General features: G+C 71.8%; 16 protein-coding genes. 8 read left to right on the forward strand and 8 right to left on the reverse strand.

The window, feature by feature from the left end:
- Positions 1-43: 43 nt before the first annotated feature.
- From U5911_RS09225 to U5911_RS09240, 4 genes are all read right to left on the reverse strand, one after another.
- Positions 44-1,426, reverse strand: coding sequence for a hypothetical protein (locus U5911_RS09225; protein ID WP_336036744.1), 1,383 nt, complete (start codon positions 1,424-1,426; stop codon positions 44-46).
- A gap of 156 nt (positions 1,427-1,582) precedes the next feature.
- Complete coding sequence (locus U5911_RS09230; protein WP_336036745.1) at positions 1,583-2,422, reverse strand: MBL fold metallo-hydrolase; 840 nt, start codon at positions 2,420-2,422, stop codon at positions 1,583-1,585.
- 61 nt (positions 2,423-2,483) lie between these two features.
- Complete coding sequence (locus U5911_RS09235) at positions 2,484-5,465, reverse strand: FAD-binding and (Fe-S)-binding domain-containing protein (protein WP_336036746.1); 2,982 nt, start codon at positions 5,463-5,465, stop codon at positions 2,484-2,486.
- 50 nt (positions 5,466-5,515) lie between these two features.
- On the reverse strand, positions 5,516-6,112 hold the full coding sequence (locus U5911_RS09240; RefSeq protein WP_336036747.1) for a DUF7509 family protein: 597 nt from the start codon (positions 6,110-6,112) through the stop codon (positions 5,516-5,518).
- Positions 6,113-6,243: 131 nt separating this feature from the next.
- Between U5911_RS09240 and U5911_RS09245 the strand changes: the two genes are divergently transcribed.
- Positions 6,244-6,699, forward strand: coding sequence for a helix-turn-helix domain-containing protein (locus U5911_RS09245; RefSeq protein ID WP_336036748.1), 456 nt, complete (start codon positions 6,244-6,246; stop codon positions 6,697-6,699).
- A 288-nt stretch (positions 6,700-6,987) separates the two neighbouring features.
- On the forward strand, positions 6,988-8,040 hold the full coding sequence (locus U5911_RS09250) for a zinc-binding dehydrogenase (protein ID WP_336036749.1): 1,053 nt from the start codon (positions 6,988-6,990) through the stop codon (positions 8,038-8,040).
- Here the strand turns inward: U5911_RS09250 and U5911_RS09255 are convergent, their stop codons facing one another.
- Entirely contained in the window at positions 8,041-8,439 is a 399-nt protein-coding gene (locus U5911_RS09255; RefSeq protein ID WP_336036750.1) for a YlbF/YmcA family competence regulator, read from the reverse strand. It abuts the gene before it with no gap.
- 128 nt (positions 8,440-8,567) lie between these two features.
- On the opposite strand from U5911_RS09255, the gene dph2 reads away from it, so the two are divergent.
- The 3 genes from dph2 to U5911_RS09270 all read left to right on the forward strand — a co-directional run bounded on the left by dph2 (position 8,568) and on the right by U5911_RS09270 (position 10,815).
- Positions 8,568-9,605 carry a diphthamide biosynthesis enzyme Dph2 gene (gene dph2, locus U5911_RS09260; protein WP_336036751.1) on the forward strand — a complete coding sequence of 346 codons (1,038 nt, stop codon included), beginning with the start codon at positions 8,568-8,570 and terminating at the stop codon, positions 9,603-9,605.
- Between the two features lie 146 nt (positions 9,606-9,751).
- Positions 9,752-10,138 (forward strand): DUF7961 family protein, encoded by a 387-nt coding sequence (locus tag U5911_RS09265; protein WP_336036752.1) that lies wholly within the window; start codon positions 9,752-9,754, stop codon positions 10,136-10,138.
- A gap of 59 nt (positions 10,139-10,197) precedes the next feature.
- Positions 10,198-10,815: an METTL5 family protein gene (locus U5911_RS09270; RefSeq protein WP_336036753.1), complete on the forward strand. Its 618-nt coding sequence runs from the start codon at positions 10,198-10,200 to the stop codon at positions 10,813-10,815.
- 15 nt (positions 10,816-10,830) lie between these two features.
- Here U5911_RS09270 and U5911_RS09275 read toward each other — a convergent pair whose 3' ends face one another.
- Entirely contained in the window at positions 10,831-12,606 is a 1,776-nt protein-coding gene (locus tag U5911_RS09275) for a rhomboid family intramembrane serine protease (RefSeq protein ID WP_336036754.1), read from the reverse strand.
- 114 nt (positions 12,607-12,720) lie between these two features.
- On the opposite strand from U5911_RS09275, the gene U5911_RS09280 reads away from it, so the two are divergent.
- Complete coding sequence (locus tag U5911_RS09280) at positions 12,721-13,005, forward strand: DNA-directed RNA polymerase subunit L (protein WP_336036755.1); 285 nt, start codon at positions 12,721-12,723, stop codon at positions 13,003-13,005.
- On the opposite strand, the gene U5911_RS09285 is transcribed toward U5911_RS09280, so the two are convergent.
- Together U5911_RS09285 and hisF are read right to left on the reverse strand one after the other, a co-directional pair.
- Positions 13,002-13,406: a hypothetical protein gene (locus U5911_RS09285; RefSeq protein WP_336036756.1), complete on the reverse strand. Its 405-nt coding sequence runs from the start codon at positions 13,404-13,406 to the stop codon at positions 13,002-13,004. The two genes, U5911_RS09280 and U5911_RS09285, sit on opposite strands and share 4 nt — an antisense overlap.
- A 169-nt stretch (positions 13,407-13,575) precedes the next feature.
- The gene (gene hisF, locus U5911_RS09290) at positions 13,576-14,385 is read right to left on the reverse strand and encodes an imidazole glycerol phosphate synthase subunit HisF (RefSeq protein WP_336036757.1); all 810 of its coding nucleotides are present in this window, start codon (positions 14,383-14,385) and stop codon (positions 13,576-13,578) included.
- 75 nt (positions 14,386-14,460) lie between these two features.
- Here hisF and U5911_RS09295 point away from each other — a divergent pair, with 75 nt between their 5' ends.
- Together U5911_RS09295 and U5911_RS09300 are read left to right on the forward strand one after the other, a co-directional pair.
- On the forward strand, positions 14,461-14,901 hold the full coding sequence (locus U5911_RS09295) for a universal stress protein (protein WP_336036758.1): 441 nt from the start codon (positions 14,461-14,463) through the stop codon (positions 14,899-14,901).
- A gap of 113 nt (positions 14,902-15,014) precedes the next feature.
- The gene (locus U5911_RS09300; RefSeq protein WP_336036759.1) at positions 15,015-15,158 is read left to right on the forward strand and encodes a DUF7550 family protein; all 144 of its coding nucleotides are present in this window, start codon (positions 15,015-15,017) and stop codon (positions 15,156-15,158) included.

Below are 15,158 nucleotides of genomic sequence, written 5' to 3' on the forward strand. Positions count from 1 at the left end.
GGATATCCCCGGCGCGTTCCAGCGAGAGAGCGCCCCTACGGCGTCACGCGCCGAAGACGTCCGAGAGCTGGCTGCGCCACTGCTCGATCTCGTCGACGTGCTCCTCGAGGGCCTCGAGGTCGTCCTCGAGGTCGTCGACGTCGTCCTCGACGTCCTCGACCGTCATGGCCGCCTCCTCGGCGTCGGTCAGGCGCTCGTCGATGGCCTCGACGTCGCCCCGCACGCGCTCGACGGTGTCCACGAGGTCGTCGACCGCGCCCAGGTCGTCCTCCACGCCGGCGACCCGGTCGCGGAGCGCCTCGCGGTCGTCGGCCGCGTCCTCGACGCTCGCCTGCACCTCGGCGACCTCCTCGGAGAGCCCCTCGACGTCGGCGGAGAGCGCGGCGACGTCGTCCTCGACGTCGTCGACGATCTGCTGGGCGGTGCCCTCCTCGTCGAGGAACTCCTCGAGGGCGTCCGTGTACGCCTCCAGTTCGGAGACCCGCGACTGGAGGTGCTCGATCTCGACCTCGGTGCTGTTCGGCACGCCGCCGAGCGCCGACCGGATGGTCTCGAGGTCGTCGTCGTCGACCTCGTCGTTCCGGATGGCCGCCGCGAGCGCGCTCGCGACGTCGCCAGCCTCGAGGCCACCCGCTCCGGCCGCGGCAGCCGCCGTCGACTCGGCGTCCGCGTCGCCGGCGTACCCCTCGGCCTCCGGTTCGTCGAGACCCGGGTCGGCCTGCGGCGGGTCCGGCTGGTCGGCGCCGAAGCCCTCGGCCTCCGGCTCGGTCGACGGCTCCTCGTCGAGGGCCGGCTCCGCCTCGTCGGCCGCGTCCTCGTCGGAGTCCTCGTCGGGAGCGTCGTCCGGGGACGCCGGGTCCGCGTCGGCCGACAGCCCGGGTTCGCCCGCCGGGTCACCCAGGCCGACGTCGCCCTCGAGGATTTCGGCGTCGTCGTCCGGGATCGACTCCACGCCGCCCGCGGACGCCTCGGCAGCCACCTCCTCGTCGTCCTCCAGGCCCGGGACCGTGTCGCGCTCGCCGCCCGCGAGCTCGCGGACGACGTCCGTCGACTCCGGCGGGACGACCGCGTCGATACCCTCGCCCTCGAGTTCGACCGTCGGCGCCGAGAGGAACGGCGTCTCGTCCTGTCCCTCCTCCATGCGGACGCCGTAGACGGTCGTGAACGACTCGCCGGGCTCGAGGTCGCGCTCGAACCGGACGACGCCGTCGCCGCTGGCCGTCCAGTGCTCGCTGCCGTACTCGGGGTGGAACCCGATCTGGTCGATGCCGAACTCCTCGGGGATCTCGTCGACGATCCGCAGGGTCACCTCGTCGGTGCGGCCGGACTCGACGTCGAACGCGACGGCGGGCACCGGGAAGTCCTCGGCGTTGAAGAACTTGCTGACGGTGACGCCGTCCGTCTCCACGACGGTCTCGTCGCTCACTGCGAATCACCCGCGTGTCGGTCGTGCATACGCCCACGTACGCGGACCAGGACTTAAATTGCCCGCCACGGTAAAGCGGTGATTAACGGCTCCCCGACGCGTCGCAGGGAGGTGCTACCGCTCGCTCTCGGGTCCCCGCCTCCCGTACGCTCCGAGTCAGCCGTCGACGTCGACGCGGTCCCCGATCTCCGCGAGTTCGAGGCGCTCGGGGTACTCGAAGCTCCGGACGTGGTGGTGCAGCGCCGTCGGGTCCGCCGTCAGGCCCTTCCACATGTCCCAGTGCGACGGGAGCAAGCGGTCGAACTGGAGCGCGCTGGCGGCCTCGACGACCTGGTTCTCGTCGTTGTACCAGCGCGTGCGCTTCGGCTCCCGGGTCCGCTTGTCCGGGATGGCGCCGACCGTGCCGAACGCCAGAACGCCGAGGTCGACGTCGTACTCCTCGCCGACGCGCGCGAACTCGTCGCTGGGCTTCGTGTCGCCGCCGTGGAAGACGGTGCCGGCGTCGTGCTCGAAGACGTACGAGACCGGGTGGGTGGCGTCGGGGTCGTGGGCGACCTCGACGTGGACGGTGAACTCGCCGACCTCGAACGTGTCGCCTTCCTCGACTTTCCGGTACTGGTCGCGGGAGACCGCGTAGTGCTCGTGCCAGGCCTCCTCGCCGCGCGCGACCGCCAGGGAGTCCTCGGGCGCGTAGAAGTCCGCGCCCGTCTCCGCGAGAATCGGCGCCTGGCTCGGACCGTGGACGTGGTCGGTGTGCTCGTGGGTCGCGAACACGGCGTCCGCCTCGGCGACGTCCCGTGGGTCGAACGGCACGGGAATCATGCGGACCGTGCGCGGCGGGTCGCCGGTGCCGAGGTAGGGGTCGACGAACAGCGTCGTCCCCTCGCTGCCCTTCAGCACGAAGCCGTTGCAGCCGAGGTACCAGACCGCGACGCCGTCCGGGTCGGCGTCCGCGACCGCTTCCGGGAGCCAGTCGCCCCAGTCGCTGTGAACCATACGGGGACCTCGCTCGCGGACGCCCTAAGTCGCATCGGAGTGCGTCGCGAGCGAGCGCGAGTCACTCGAGCGCGTCGGCGAGCAGTTCGACCGGGTGGGGCGGCCGCTCGGCGCCGTCGCGGTCCGCGAGCTGCGTGCGGCAGGACGCGCCCGGCGCGGTGACGCGGCCGGCGTCGCTGTCGTCGACCTCGTCGAACAGCAGGCGGCCGATGGCCAGCGAGAGGTCGTAGTGTTCGGCCTCGTAGCCGAAGCTCCCGGCCATCCCGCAGCAGCCCGAGTCGAGGGGGTCGACGGCGTAGCCGGCGCGGCGCAGTACGCCGACCGCGTGGTGGTCAGCGTTGAGCGCCTTCTGCGCGCAGTGGCCGTGGTAGGCGACGGCCTCGCCGCCGGCGTCCGCGTCGAGCGCGTCGTCGAGCCGGAACGCGTCGAGGTACTCGGTGACGCCGAAGGCGGCGTCCGCGACGGCGCCGACGCCGTCCGCGTCGACCAGGTCGCGGTACTCGTCCTGGAACATGACCGCCGCGGAGGGCTCGACGAACACGACGTCCCAGCCGTCGGCGACGCGTGGCGCGAGCGTGCCGACGTTCTGGCGGGCGCGCTCGGCGGCGGCGTCGAGGAACCCCAGCGAGTACGCCGCGCGGCCGCTGTCCCGGACCTCGCCTGCGAGCTCGACGTGGACGCCGGCGGCTTCGAGGACCTCGACGGCCGCCTCGCCGATCCCGGGGTAGCTGTAGTTCGTGTAGGGGTCGGGGAACAGCAGCGCCTTCCGGTCGGCGGCCGCCTCGGGGACGCGGGGCTCGCGGTCAGCGAGTCGGTCGGCGAGCGTCCGCCTGCGGAACGTCGGGAGGTCGCGCTCGGGCGCGACGCCGGCGACCGCCTCGGCGACGCGGCCCGCGCCGGGGAGCGCCGGCAGCCAGTTCGAGAGCGGCGCGAGCCGGCTGCCGAGCCGGGAGACGGCGTCGACGTTCGCGAACAGGCGGTCGCGCAGCGACGCGCCCTCGCGCTCGTGGTACTCGTGTTTGACCTCGGCCTTGAGCTTCGTCATGTCGACGCCGGTGGGGCAGTCGGACTTGCAGCCCTTGCAGCCGACACAGAGGTCGAGGACCTCCGCCTGGAAGCGCTCGGTGTACAGCTCGCCCTCGGGGAGCTCGCCGCTGATGGCGGCGCGGAGGAGGTTCGCGCGCCCCCTCGTGGTCTGCTGTTCCTCCCTCGACGCCCGGTACGTCGGGCACATCGTGTCCGAGTTCGTCTGCCGGCACGTCCCGCAGCCGTTGCAGAGCTCGACGAGGTGCGCGAACCCGCCCTCGTCGCCGAAGTCCTGTTCGGTCTGCGGTTCGACGGACTGGTAGGCGGGCCCGTACCGGAGGTCCTCGCGCATGTCGGTGGGGTCGCCGCGGTAGACCACCGTCCCGGGGTTGAGCAGCCACTCGGGGTCGGCGGCGGACTTCACGTCCCGGAACGCCCCCCAGAGGTCCTCGCCGTACATCTTCGGGTTGAACATCGTGCGGGCGCGGCCGTCGCCGTGCTCGCCCGAGAACGAGCCGTGGTGGTCGAGCACGAGGCCGGTGACGTCCTCCGTGATGCCGTGCATCGTCTCGACGCCGTCCTCGGATTTGAGGTTCAGGATCGGCCGGATGTGGAGGGTGCCGGCGCCGGCGTGCGCGAAGTACGCCGCGCTCGTGCCGTGGTCGGCGAGCACGTCCTCGAAGTCCGCGACGTACGCCGCGAGGTCCTCGGGGGGGACGGTCGCGTCCTCGATGAACGGGTAGGGCTTCGGGTCGCCCTCCAGACCCATCAGCAGCGGAATCGCGGCCTTCCGGAGCTTCCAGAGGTCGGCCTGGGCCTCGTCGGTGTGGGCGGCCAGCGAGTCGAAGGCGTCGCCGTCCTCGCGGAACCGCCGGTCGGTGGCCGCGACGGCGGCCTCGAGGTCGTCGTGGAGCTCCGAGTCGAACTCCAGCATCAGCGCGGCCGCGGCGTCGTCGGGGATCGGTTCGACGTACTCGGCGAACTCCGGGGAGTCCCGCGCCAGCCGGAACAGCTCGTCGTCCATCAGCTCGACCGCGCTCGGGTCGTAGTCGAGGGCGACGGGCACGGCGCGGACCGCGTCGAGGAGGTCCTCGAAGCAGTACAGCGCGAGCGCCGTCTCCTCGGGCACGGAGACGAGGTCCAGTTCGGCCTCGACGACGACGCCGAGGGTCCCCTCCGCGCCGACGAACAGCTTCGAGAGGTTGACGCAGCGCTGGCCGTCGTCGTTCTCGTAGCAGACGCGGTCGAGGTTGTAGCCGGAGACGTTCCGCTTCAGGTCCGGGTAGCGGTCGGCGATCTCCGCGGCGTTGTCCTCGACGACCGCCCGGACCGTCCGGTAGAGCCCGGCTTCGAGGGAGTCCCCGCTGGCGAGGTCGTCCCACTCGTCGCCGTCCACGACCACCTCCCGGGTCTCGACGACGGAGCCGTCCGCGAGCACGACCGTCAGGCGGTCGGTGTACGCGACGGTGATGCCGTACCGCACGGAGTGGGCGCCCGTCGAGTTGTTCCCGATGCCGCCGCCGACCGTCGCGCGGTTCGATGACGCCGGGTCCGGCGCGAACTTGAGGTCGTGCTCGGCGAGCGCGGCGTCGAGGTCGTCCTGGACGACGCCCGGCTGGACGGTCGCGCGCTCCGCGTCCGGGTCCACGTCCACGATGTCGTCCATGTACCGGCTGACGTCGACGACGACGCAGCCGTCGCCGACGGTCTGGCCGGCGAGCGACGACCCGGCGCCCCTGGGCAGAACCGGCGTGTCGTGCTCGGCGGCGGTCCTGACTGTCGCCCGGACGTCCGCGACGTCGCGCGGGCAGACGACGCCGGCGGGCCGCGCCTGGTAGACGCTGCCGTCGGTCGCGTACAGGAGCTGGGCGTACTCGTCGAAGCGAACGTCGCCGTCGACGCGCTCGCGGAGGTCCGCAGCGAGCGCCGCGTACTCGCCGACGGCCTCGCGGTCGTAGCCGAGCGCGTCCACGGACGTCTCCAGGTCGTCGCGGTGGGAGTCGTCGCCGGCGGCCATGAGATTACCTCATTGTCGTTCGTGAATGATAAAGTCGCGGGGCGGCCGGGTCACGCGACGGCGCGGAGGTGGACGCGGACCGCGCGGTAGAGGTCGTCGTACCCGTCGAACTCGTCGACGGTGACGTGCCAGCGCGCCGCGACGGCGTCGACCATCGAGCTCTCGACGCCGCGCTCCCCGAGGAACACGGCGTCGGTCAGCAAGGTGTCGTCGTCGAGGTGTTCGCAGACCGACCCGACCTCGATGCCGACGCCGAGGTTGTCGCCCATCGCGGGCGCGACGAACACCGTCGCGGTCGCGGCGTCGGCGAACGCGATGCTCTGGGTGGCGGCGTCGACCTCGCTCAACGGGATCCCCGGGTCGGTCGCGAGGAACGCGTTCACGCCGGTGTCGGCGCGCAGGTCCCGCCGGAGCGCGACCAGCAGCGCCAGCGCGTCGTCGGCGTCGAGGTCGAGGCCGTCCCGGACGCGGTCGGCGACCTCGTCGAGGGTCCCCCGGTCGGTCGGCACTTCGGCCGCCGGCCGGGGCGACTCGTAGGGCGGGTAGGACTTGTACGGCCCCATGAGGTAGACGAGGAACCCGCGCTTGCTGGCGGGGTGGGTGAGGGTGTCGCTGTCGTCGAGGGCCGACAGGAGGCGCTCGCGCATATCGTTTCGTCGCGCGGCGCGTCGCATAAAGCTGCCGCGCGCGACGGGGGACGCGGCGTCGCGGACCACTTCCACCGGAGTAAGAACGTTTAACCCGGTTGCGGGCCTACACCGAGGTACGAGTCACGCTCATGTCCGACGACGACGCGGCCGACGGCGCGCTGCTGGCGGACGGCGGCGCCGTCCGGGACGACCGCGAGGACCGCGGCGACGGCAGCGACCTCGAGGTCTCGCTCCCGGAGGACAGCCTGCTGACCCGCGAGGAGTACCTCGAGCTGTACCGGGTGGCGTCGACCGAGCCCGCGTTCGGCGTCCTCACCGCGCTCAGCGAGGTCGACCGGCTGAGCGCGAGCGAGCTCGGCGACGTCCTCGACAGGGAGGGCAACGACCTGCACTACCACCTCCGGAAGCTCACGCGCGCCGGGCTCGTGCGGAACCGCCGCGACCCCAACACGGGCACCGAGGAGCCGTACTCGTACTACGCGCTGACGGACCTCGGGCACACCGTGCTCACGTACGGCCTGAAGACCGGCGTCGAGAAGCTCGCCGCGGAGGAGGCGTCGCTGGGCGAGCAGTACGACGAGTAGGCCGGCAGGCGATACGACGAGTAGGCGCTCCGCGCTGACTACCACGGGTAGGCGCCGCGGACGCGCCCCGTACAGTCACCTTACTCCCGGATACCCGCGAATAACAATCAGCGTCTCCGCGGAACGTCGCGTCATGCCGCGACACGACACCACTGACTCGCGCGACCCCACCGACTCGCGAGAGGCGGCCCCAACCACCGACCCGCGACAGGCGGCCCCAACCACCGACCCGCGACAGGCGACGCCGAGCACAGGAGACGCCCGGACCGGCCGGACGGGGTGGTCGGCGTGAAGGCCTTCGTGATGAACGGCGTCGGCGAGACGGGGTTCGCGGAGAAGGACCGCCCGGAGTGCGGGCCGCGCGAGGCGATCCTCGAACCGACGGTCGCGCTCGTCTGCACGTCCGACGTCCACACCGTCCACGGCGCCATCGGCGAGCGCGAGAACCTCACGCTCGGCCACGAGGTAGTCGGCGTCGTCGACGAGGTCGGCGACCAGGTCGAGGACTTCGCGCCCGGGGACCGCGCGGTCGTCGGCGCCATCACGCCCGACTGGGGGTCGGCGGCCGCCCAGGACGGCCACCCCTCGCAGTCCCACGGCCCGCTCGGCGGCTGGCAGTTCGCCAACGAGAAGGACGGCGTGTTCGCGGAGTACGTCCACGTCGACGACCCGGACGCGAACCTCGCGCACGTCCCCGAGTCGGTCTCCGACGAGGCCGCCGCGTACGTCACCGACATGATGAGCACGGGCTTCATGGGCGCCGAGCACGCGGACGTCCCGGTCGGCGGCACGGTCGCGGTGTTCGCGCAGGGACCGGTCGGCCTGATGGCGACCCGCGGCGCGGCCCTCCAGGGCGCCGGCCGCATCTTCGCCGTCGAGACCGTGCCGGCGCGTCGCGAACTCGCCACCCAGTACGGCGCGGACGTCGTCGTCGACTTCGCGGAGCAGGACCCCGTCGAGGCCATCCGCGACCACACCGACGGCGTCGGCGTGGACGCCGCCATCGAGGCGCTCGGGTCCAGCGAGACGCTGGCCGCCTGCGTCGAGGCCATCAAACCCGGCGGCGTCGTCTCGAACGTCGGCTACCACGGGTCAGGCGACGTCGTCTCCATCCCCCGCGAGGAGTGGGGCGTCGGGATGGCCGAGAAGGACATCGTCACGGGCCTGTGTCCGGGCGGTCGGCTGCGGCTCCGGCGGCTGCTCCGACTGCTCGAGACGGACCGCGTGGACCCGACGCCGATGACCACCCACGAGTTCGCGTTCGACGACGTCGACGAGGCGTTCGAGCTGATGGAGTCGAAAGACGACGGCGTCATCAAGCCGCTCGTTCGCTTCGAGTAGTCAGTCCTGGCAGCAGGCGCCGGACTCGCCGACGAAGTCGACCGCGAGCGGCTCCGAGATGCAGTCGTTGAGGAACTCGAACTTCGCCTCGAGTTCGTCCTGGGCCTCGAGGTACTCCGCCATCACGGGGTGGTCGTGGAGGTGCTGCTGGGCCTCCTGGACCGCCTGGACGTCCTCCTGGGTGGCGTCGCCGGTCTGGCGCGCGAGCATGAACTCCTGGCGGAGGTCCTCGAACTCCCGGATGCGGTCCTGGACCTCCTCGCTGGTCTCGACGGCCTCCTTGGACTCGACGAACGCCCGGTACTCGGGCGTCTCGGTGATGGCCTCGCCGAGCTGCCGGGCGAGCTCGTCGGCGGTCGCGGAGTCGGTCGTCGTCGCGGAGTCGGAGTCGACGCTCATTGCCGGCGAGTTGGTGCTCGGCCCGTTTGAAGGTGCCGGAAGCGGGGGCGAGTGGGCCGGACGGGACTGCGAGCGCGTCCGCGGGGGAACCGCCGGGGTTAAACGCCCGAGACCAGTACCGAGGGCCAATGAGCCACGAGGAGACGCGTTCGGTGGGAGACCTCCGGAAGACCGGGCTCTCCCTGAAACACGACCGGACGTGGGACTACGAGCTCGACCGCATCGTGGAGGCGGTCGAGGAGCGGGACGCGGAGAAGGTCGGCCTGCAGTTCCCGGAGGGGCTGAAGCGCCGCGCGCCGATGGTCGCCGACGACCTGCGCGAGCTGCTGCCGGAGGACACGCGCGTGCTGATCTCCGGGCAGCCGTGTTACGGCGCCTGCGACCTTGACACGTACATGATGCGGCGGACGGACGTGTTCGTGCACTTCGGGCACTCGCCGATGAAGGAGTCCGAGAAGATCATCTACGTGCCGCTGTTCTCGAACGTCGACGTCGAGCCCATCATGGAGCAGTCCCTCGAGGAGCTCGAAGTGGGCGACGTCGGCCTCGTGACGACCGCCCAGCACATGAACCTCTTCGAGGACATGAAGGCGTGGCTGAGCGATCGCGGGTTCGACGTGCACACGCGGAAGGGCGACGACCGCCTCACCCACGAGGGCCAGGTCCTGGGCTGCAACTACGCGAGCGCGGACATCGACGCCGACCAGGTGCTGTACGTCGGCGGCGGGAAGTTCCACCCGCTCGGCCTCGCGATGGAACACCCCGAGAAGAAGGTCGTCATCGCGGACCCCGTGAACAACACCGTCTCCGTCGCGGACACGGAGAAGTTCATGAAGCAGCGCTACGCGACCGTCCACAAGGCGATGAGCGCGGACACGTGGGGGGTCATCTTCTGTACGAAGATCGGCCAGGGCCGCTGGGACCAGGCGAACGAGATCGTCGAGAACAACGACGACGCGTACCTCATCACGATGGACGAGGTGACGCCGGACCGCCTCCGGAACTTCGACGTCGACGCGTTCGTGAACACGGGCTGTCCGCGGATCACGACCGACGACGGCCCCCAGTTCCACAAGCCGATGCTGACGCCCGGCGAGTACGAGATCGCGGTCGGCAACGAGCCCCTCGACGAGCTCTCCTTCGACACCTTCCACGGCACCTGGTAGGCGTTCCGCGCCTCGCCTCGATTCTCGGTTGCCGCGGTCGCTGCCGTTCGCGTTCGGCGAAACGTCGTCGCTCCGCTCGCGCGTCGTCGATTACTACTGCGCATCAGTAAAGGTTTTTGTATTTCCACTATGTATGTGTGGGTAGCATGAGCACGACCTCCCGCTCCGCCCCCATCGAGGGCTGTCGACCGACCGACGCCACGCCCGTCGCCGTCGACGCCGAGACTATCGCCGACGCGTCCCGCGAGGACCTCCGCAGGCTCGCCGACGACCTCGCCGACCGGGACTACGTCCCCGCGGAAGTCACCGCCACCGCGCGCTTCGAGGAGGACTGCTCGCTGGCCACCCAGCGCGAGGCCGACCGCCTCCGCGACGTCGTCGCCGCCGCCGCCTTCCTCGGCGCGAACCGCCTCTCCGTCACCGTGGAGGCCGACGCCGCCCGCTCGAAGGTCGAACCCGCGCTCTCCGCGGTCGCCGAGCGCGCGCGCCGCGACGGCCTCGCCGTCGACGTCCACGGCTTCGCGCTCCACTGACCGCCGTCGGTCGCTCGCGAGACAGCACCTTCTTCGCGCTCCGGCCGCTCGGCGTACCCATGAAGCGCCCGCTGGAGCGCCGCCTCGCCGCCGTCGAGGGGTTCCGGGACCCCGACCCGGCGCTCGAACAGTACCCCACGCCCGCCGGCCTCGCCGCACACCTCCTCCACCTCGCGGACCTCCAGGGCGACCTCGCCCGGCGGACGGTCGCCGACCTCGGTGCCGGCACTGGAATGCTCGCGCTCGGCGCCGCCACGCGGGACCCCCAGCGCGTCGTCGCCGTCGAGCGCGACGCCGACGCCATCGCGGTCGCTCGCGAGAACGAAGGGCGCGTCGACGCCGGCGTGGCCGTCGACTGGGTGCGCGGCGACGCCACGCGACCGCCGCTCGCGGCCGTCGACACGGTCGTCATGAACCCGCCGTTCGGCGCCCAGCGCGGCCGCCGCCACGCCGACCGAGACTTCCTCGCGGCCGCCGCCGACGTCGCCGCCGTCTCGTACTCCATCCACAACGCCGGCAGCCGCGCGTTCGTCGAGTCGTTCGCCGCCGACCGGGGCGGCGACGTCACGCACGCCTTCGCCGCCGAGTTCGACGTCGACCGGCAGTTCGAGTTCCACACCAGCGACCGCGAGACCCTCGACGTCGAGGTGTTCAGGATCGCGTGGCCGGACGGCTGACGGCGCCAGCAGCGGCTACTCGTAGGTCTCTTCGGTCGCTATCGTCACGGACGTGTTCCCGTACTCGGCGAGCACGCGCGACTCGTTGCGCACGAACGTCAGCCCGCCGGCAGTCACGGACTCGTTGGCCTCGGGCAGCCGGACCGTCTCCACGACCGTGTCGTCGTCGACGACCTGGAGGCCGAACCCGCCGCCCGCGGCGTCGACGCGCACGCTCCGACCGCCGACCACCGGGTCCGCCGTCGCGTTCCCCGAGGCGTACACGTGGCGGGTCGGCCCGTCGGGCGGCGTCACGTAGACGTTGTAGACGGCGTCGCCGCCGCGCGGGACCCAGCCGCGGCGGTGGACGCCGACGGACTCCCGCCAGCCGACCCCGCCGACCGTGACCCGCCGGTCGCCCCAGAACGCGAGTTCGCCGGCGCTCACCTCCTCGGTCCAGATCTCGCGGTCCGCGTTCGCGACTATGACGCCGCTCGCGGAGACGTTCGTCGCCTGCGCGAAGTACGGGACCTCCACGCCGGCGACGCGCTCGTTCGTCACGTCCTCGGCGTAGGTCACCTCGTAGCCGCGGATCTCGACGGGGTCGCCGGGGAGGTCGGCCTCCGAGACCGTGGTGACGTTGACGGGGACGGCGACCAGCGACATCGTCACGACGGGCAGCGCGAGCGCCGCGAACGCGACCTTCCGCGTGGAGACGTCCCGGACGAGCGTGCGGTCGTCGGCGCGCACGACCACCGTCAGGAGCGCGGCGAGGGTCGCGACCAGCAGGAGGCCGGCGCCGCGGTAGAGGACGTACTCCTCGACGCCGCCGTACCACCAGACCGCCCAGAGTGACAGCGAGGACGCCAGCACCACGGCGCCGAACCAGACGCGCGCCGCGGACGGCCGCTCGTCGCGGCGCGCCACCAGCAGCGCCGCCAGCACCGCGCCGACGAGGAACCCGAACAGGTGGCCCTGCACGGCGATGCCCGCCCACCACGGCGGCGAGAACGACGGCGACGCCGACGCGAACGTGATGGGGTCCCGGAGCACCGCCCAGAGCAGCGAGAGGACCTCCCGGGCGGACACCGCGACGACGGTCGCCAGGGGGTACCGGACGAGCGCGAACCCGGCGAACGCGTAGACGACCCCGGAGAACCCGATGGTCGCGCCCCACGCGAACGCGCCCGTCAGGAGCGCGACGACGAACACGCCGAGCGGGAACAGCACGAACGCCCGGACGTAGGGGTTGGTGCGCCAGGAGTCGAACGCGGACTCGCCGCGGCCGGTGGGGAAGTGCGAGAACGCGTACTCCGCCAGCGGCGCGAGCGCCAGCGTCCCCAGGAGGTTCCCGGTGACGTGCCCGAGGCTGGCGTGTGCGAACGGCGCGGCCAGCGTGCCCAGCGGGTAGAAGTACGACCACGAGACGAACGGCACGACGAGCGGCGACGACGGCGACTCGGCGCCGAACTGCGCGAACAGGTAGAAGGCGGCGACGCCGGCGACGGACACGAGCGTCCCCCACGGGACGCCGAAGAGCAGTCGCGCGCGGACGCGGCGGACGACCGTCCGGCCCTCACCGACGCGCAGCACGTGGACGCCGGCCGCGGCGAGCGTGAAGACGGCGGCCCACGCCGCCCCGCGCCAGAGGCCGACCGCGTCCAGGGCGACCGCGGCCGCAACGCCGAGCGCGGCGGCGGCCGGCACCGTGCGAGCGAGCGCGCCCGGGCGGCGGAACCGGGGCACGACCGCCACGGCGGCGAGCGCCACCGCCACCGTCGCGGCGACCACCAGCAGCGGCGAGACGTTCATACACCACGTGGTCGGCCGCGGCGCCATAAAGCGTCCGCCACTGGCGCGCGTCGCCGCCTGCGGCCGGCAGAACGCTTCGAAACGTTGAAACGCGCCACGGGCGAACCACGTCGCATGGACCTGCGGGTTATCGAGAAGAGCGACACGGAGCTCACCATCGAGATCGCCGACGAAGACCACACGTTCATGAACGTGCTGAAGGGCGCACTCCTCGAGACCGACGGGGTCGCGGCGGCGTCCTACGACATGAACCCCGAACAGTCCGGCGGCCAGACCGAGCCGCTGCTCACCATCACCACCGAGGGCGGAACGGACCCCCTCGACGCGCTCGAGGCGGCCGCCGGCCGGATGGGCGACGAGCTGCGGGACTTCGCGGACGCCTTCGAGGCGGCGGCCTAGCCGACGACGACGTCCAGGTCGAACGTACAGCCCCCGAACTGGAGGACTTCACCGTCCTCGCGGTTCCGCAGCGCCCGGACGTGTTCTTCGACGGCGACGCGGCGCTCGGCGCGCGTCCTGACGCGGACGCTGTCCGTGTGCTCGCCGAAGTACGCGAGCGCGTTCTGTACCTCCGGGACCGACAGCACGTCCGTGACCTCCAGTTGCGTCGGCTCGCCGTCCGCCGCCGTGAGGACGAGATACGTCGGCTGGATACCCCCCGAAGCGTGCGCCATCGCGACGAAGCGCGCCGAGTCGCACTCGACGGCCTCGACAGCGGACCGCCCGGGTTCGAGCGGGCCGTCGGCGACACACTGGGTGGGCCCCGGGTCCCCCGGCCCGGGTGCACCGGAGTGTGACATACCCACAGCGTCCACGCGCCCCAGTATAATTCATTCGTTAGGATTAGTGGCCGAACGACGTGAATTTTAGCGGCGCGTCGACGCAACCCGTCACGGGTCGGCAGACGGCGGTACGCGAGAGAACGGCGAACCCTCGAGCGGACGCGGGTCGAGGTACCGGCGACTGGGGTCAGCGACGGACGGGCACGCCGTGCTCGTCGAGGTACGCCTTCGTCTCCTCGATGGTGTAGTCGCCGAAGTGAAAGATGGACGCCGCGAGCGCGGCGTCGGCGCCCGCCTCGAACGCCTCGACCATGTCCTGGGGCGACCCGCAGCCCGAGGACGCGATGACGGGCGTCGACACGGCGTCGCAGACGGCGCCGGTGAGCGGGAGGTCGTAGCCGTCCTTCGTGCCGTCGGCGTCGATGGAGTTCACGAACAGCTCGCCCGCGCCGCGCCGCTCGGCCTCGGCGGCCCACTCGACGACGTCGCGGCCGGTGCCCTCGCGGCCGCCCTTCACGGTCGCCTCGAACCAGCAGGACTCGCCGTCGACCTGCTCGTAGTGCTCGCCGCGCTCGTCGAAGCGCCGCCGCGCGTCCACGCTGATGACGATGCACTGGCTGCCGAACGCCCGCGCGCCCTCCTCGACGAGTGCCGGTCGCTCGAGCGCGCCGGTGTTGATGGAGACCTTGTCGGCGCCCGCGCGCAGCGTCTCCTTGACGTCGTCCGTGTCGCGGATGCCGCCGCCGACCGTCAGGGGGATGAACACCTCGTCGGCGACGGACTCGACGGTGTCCAGCATCGTCTCGCGGCCCTCGGCGCTCGCGGTGATGTCCAGGAAGACGAACTCGTCGGCGCCGGCCTCGTTGTACCGCTTGGCCATCTCCACGGGGTCGCCCGTGTACTCGAGGTCCTCGAAGTTCACGCCGGTGTAGACGGCGGCGTTCCCGTCGTCGTCGAGGTCCACGTCGATGCACGGGATGACCCGCTTGGTCAGCATACCTCCCAGTTCTCGGGAGCGACCGATAGGGGTTTCGCCTCCCCCCTGCAACGTCCCCACGGAGGGGGATCTGGAATGACGTACGTCGTCGCGTTCGACAACTCGCCGCTCGCACGGGCCGCGCTGTCCCGGGCCGTCACGTTCGCCCGGGCGTCCGACCAGACAGTCGTCGCGGTCACCGCCATCCCGAAGGACTCGTCGCTCGCCCGCCAGCGAGGGTGGCTCGGCGGCAACGAGACGTTCAGCGTCGAGACGGTCGCCGACAACCTCGCCGGCGTCGTCGCCGACTTCGGCCCCGACGTCCGCTTCGAGTACCAGACCGTGGACAGGTACGCGCCGCGCGGCCGCGTCAGTCGCGCGATCCGCGACGTCGCCGTCCGGAACGACGCCGAAGTGGTGTTCATCGGCAGCGACAACGCCGGCCGCATGATCGGCGGCATCACGTCCGTCGGTCAGAACGTCTCGGCGGACGACCGGTACGACGTCCACATCGTCAGGCACGCCGACGCCGAGTGACCGGGTTCGAGGCGCTGTCGTGGCGCGAGCCGACGCCGAGTGACCGGGTTCGACGACTGGCGGACCGGATTGGGTTCGGTACTGCCAAGTACGGCCGCGTGCAAGCGCCGCGCATGTCCGACGACCACGACCACGACGACGAGTCCGGCCGCGTCACCGCGCCGATGCAGGAGTACGGGACCAGCGAAGTCACCACCGGCTTCGTCGTGCTGCTCGTCGGCGTCGCCGTCGCGTACGCGCTGCCCGCCCTGTTCTGA

The sequence above is a fragment of the Halobacterium yunchengense genome (genome assembly GCF_037031165.1).
Classification (GTDB): Archaea; Halobacteriota; Halobacteria; order Halobacteriales; family Halobacteriaceae; genus Halobacterium; species Halobacterium yunchengense.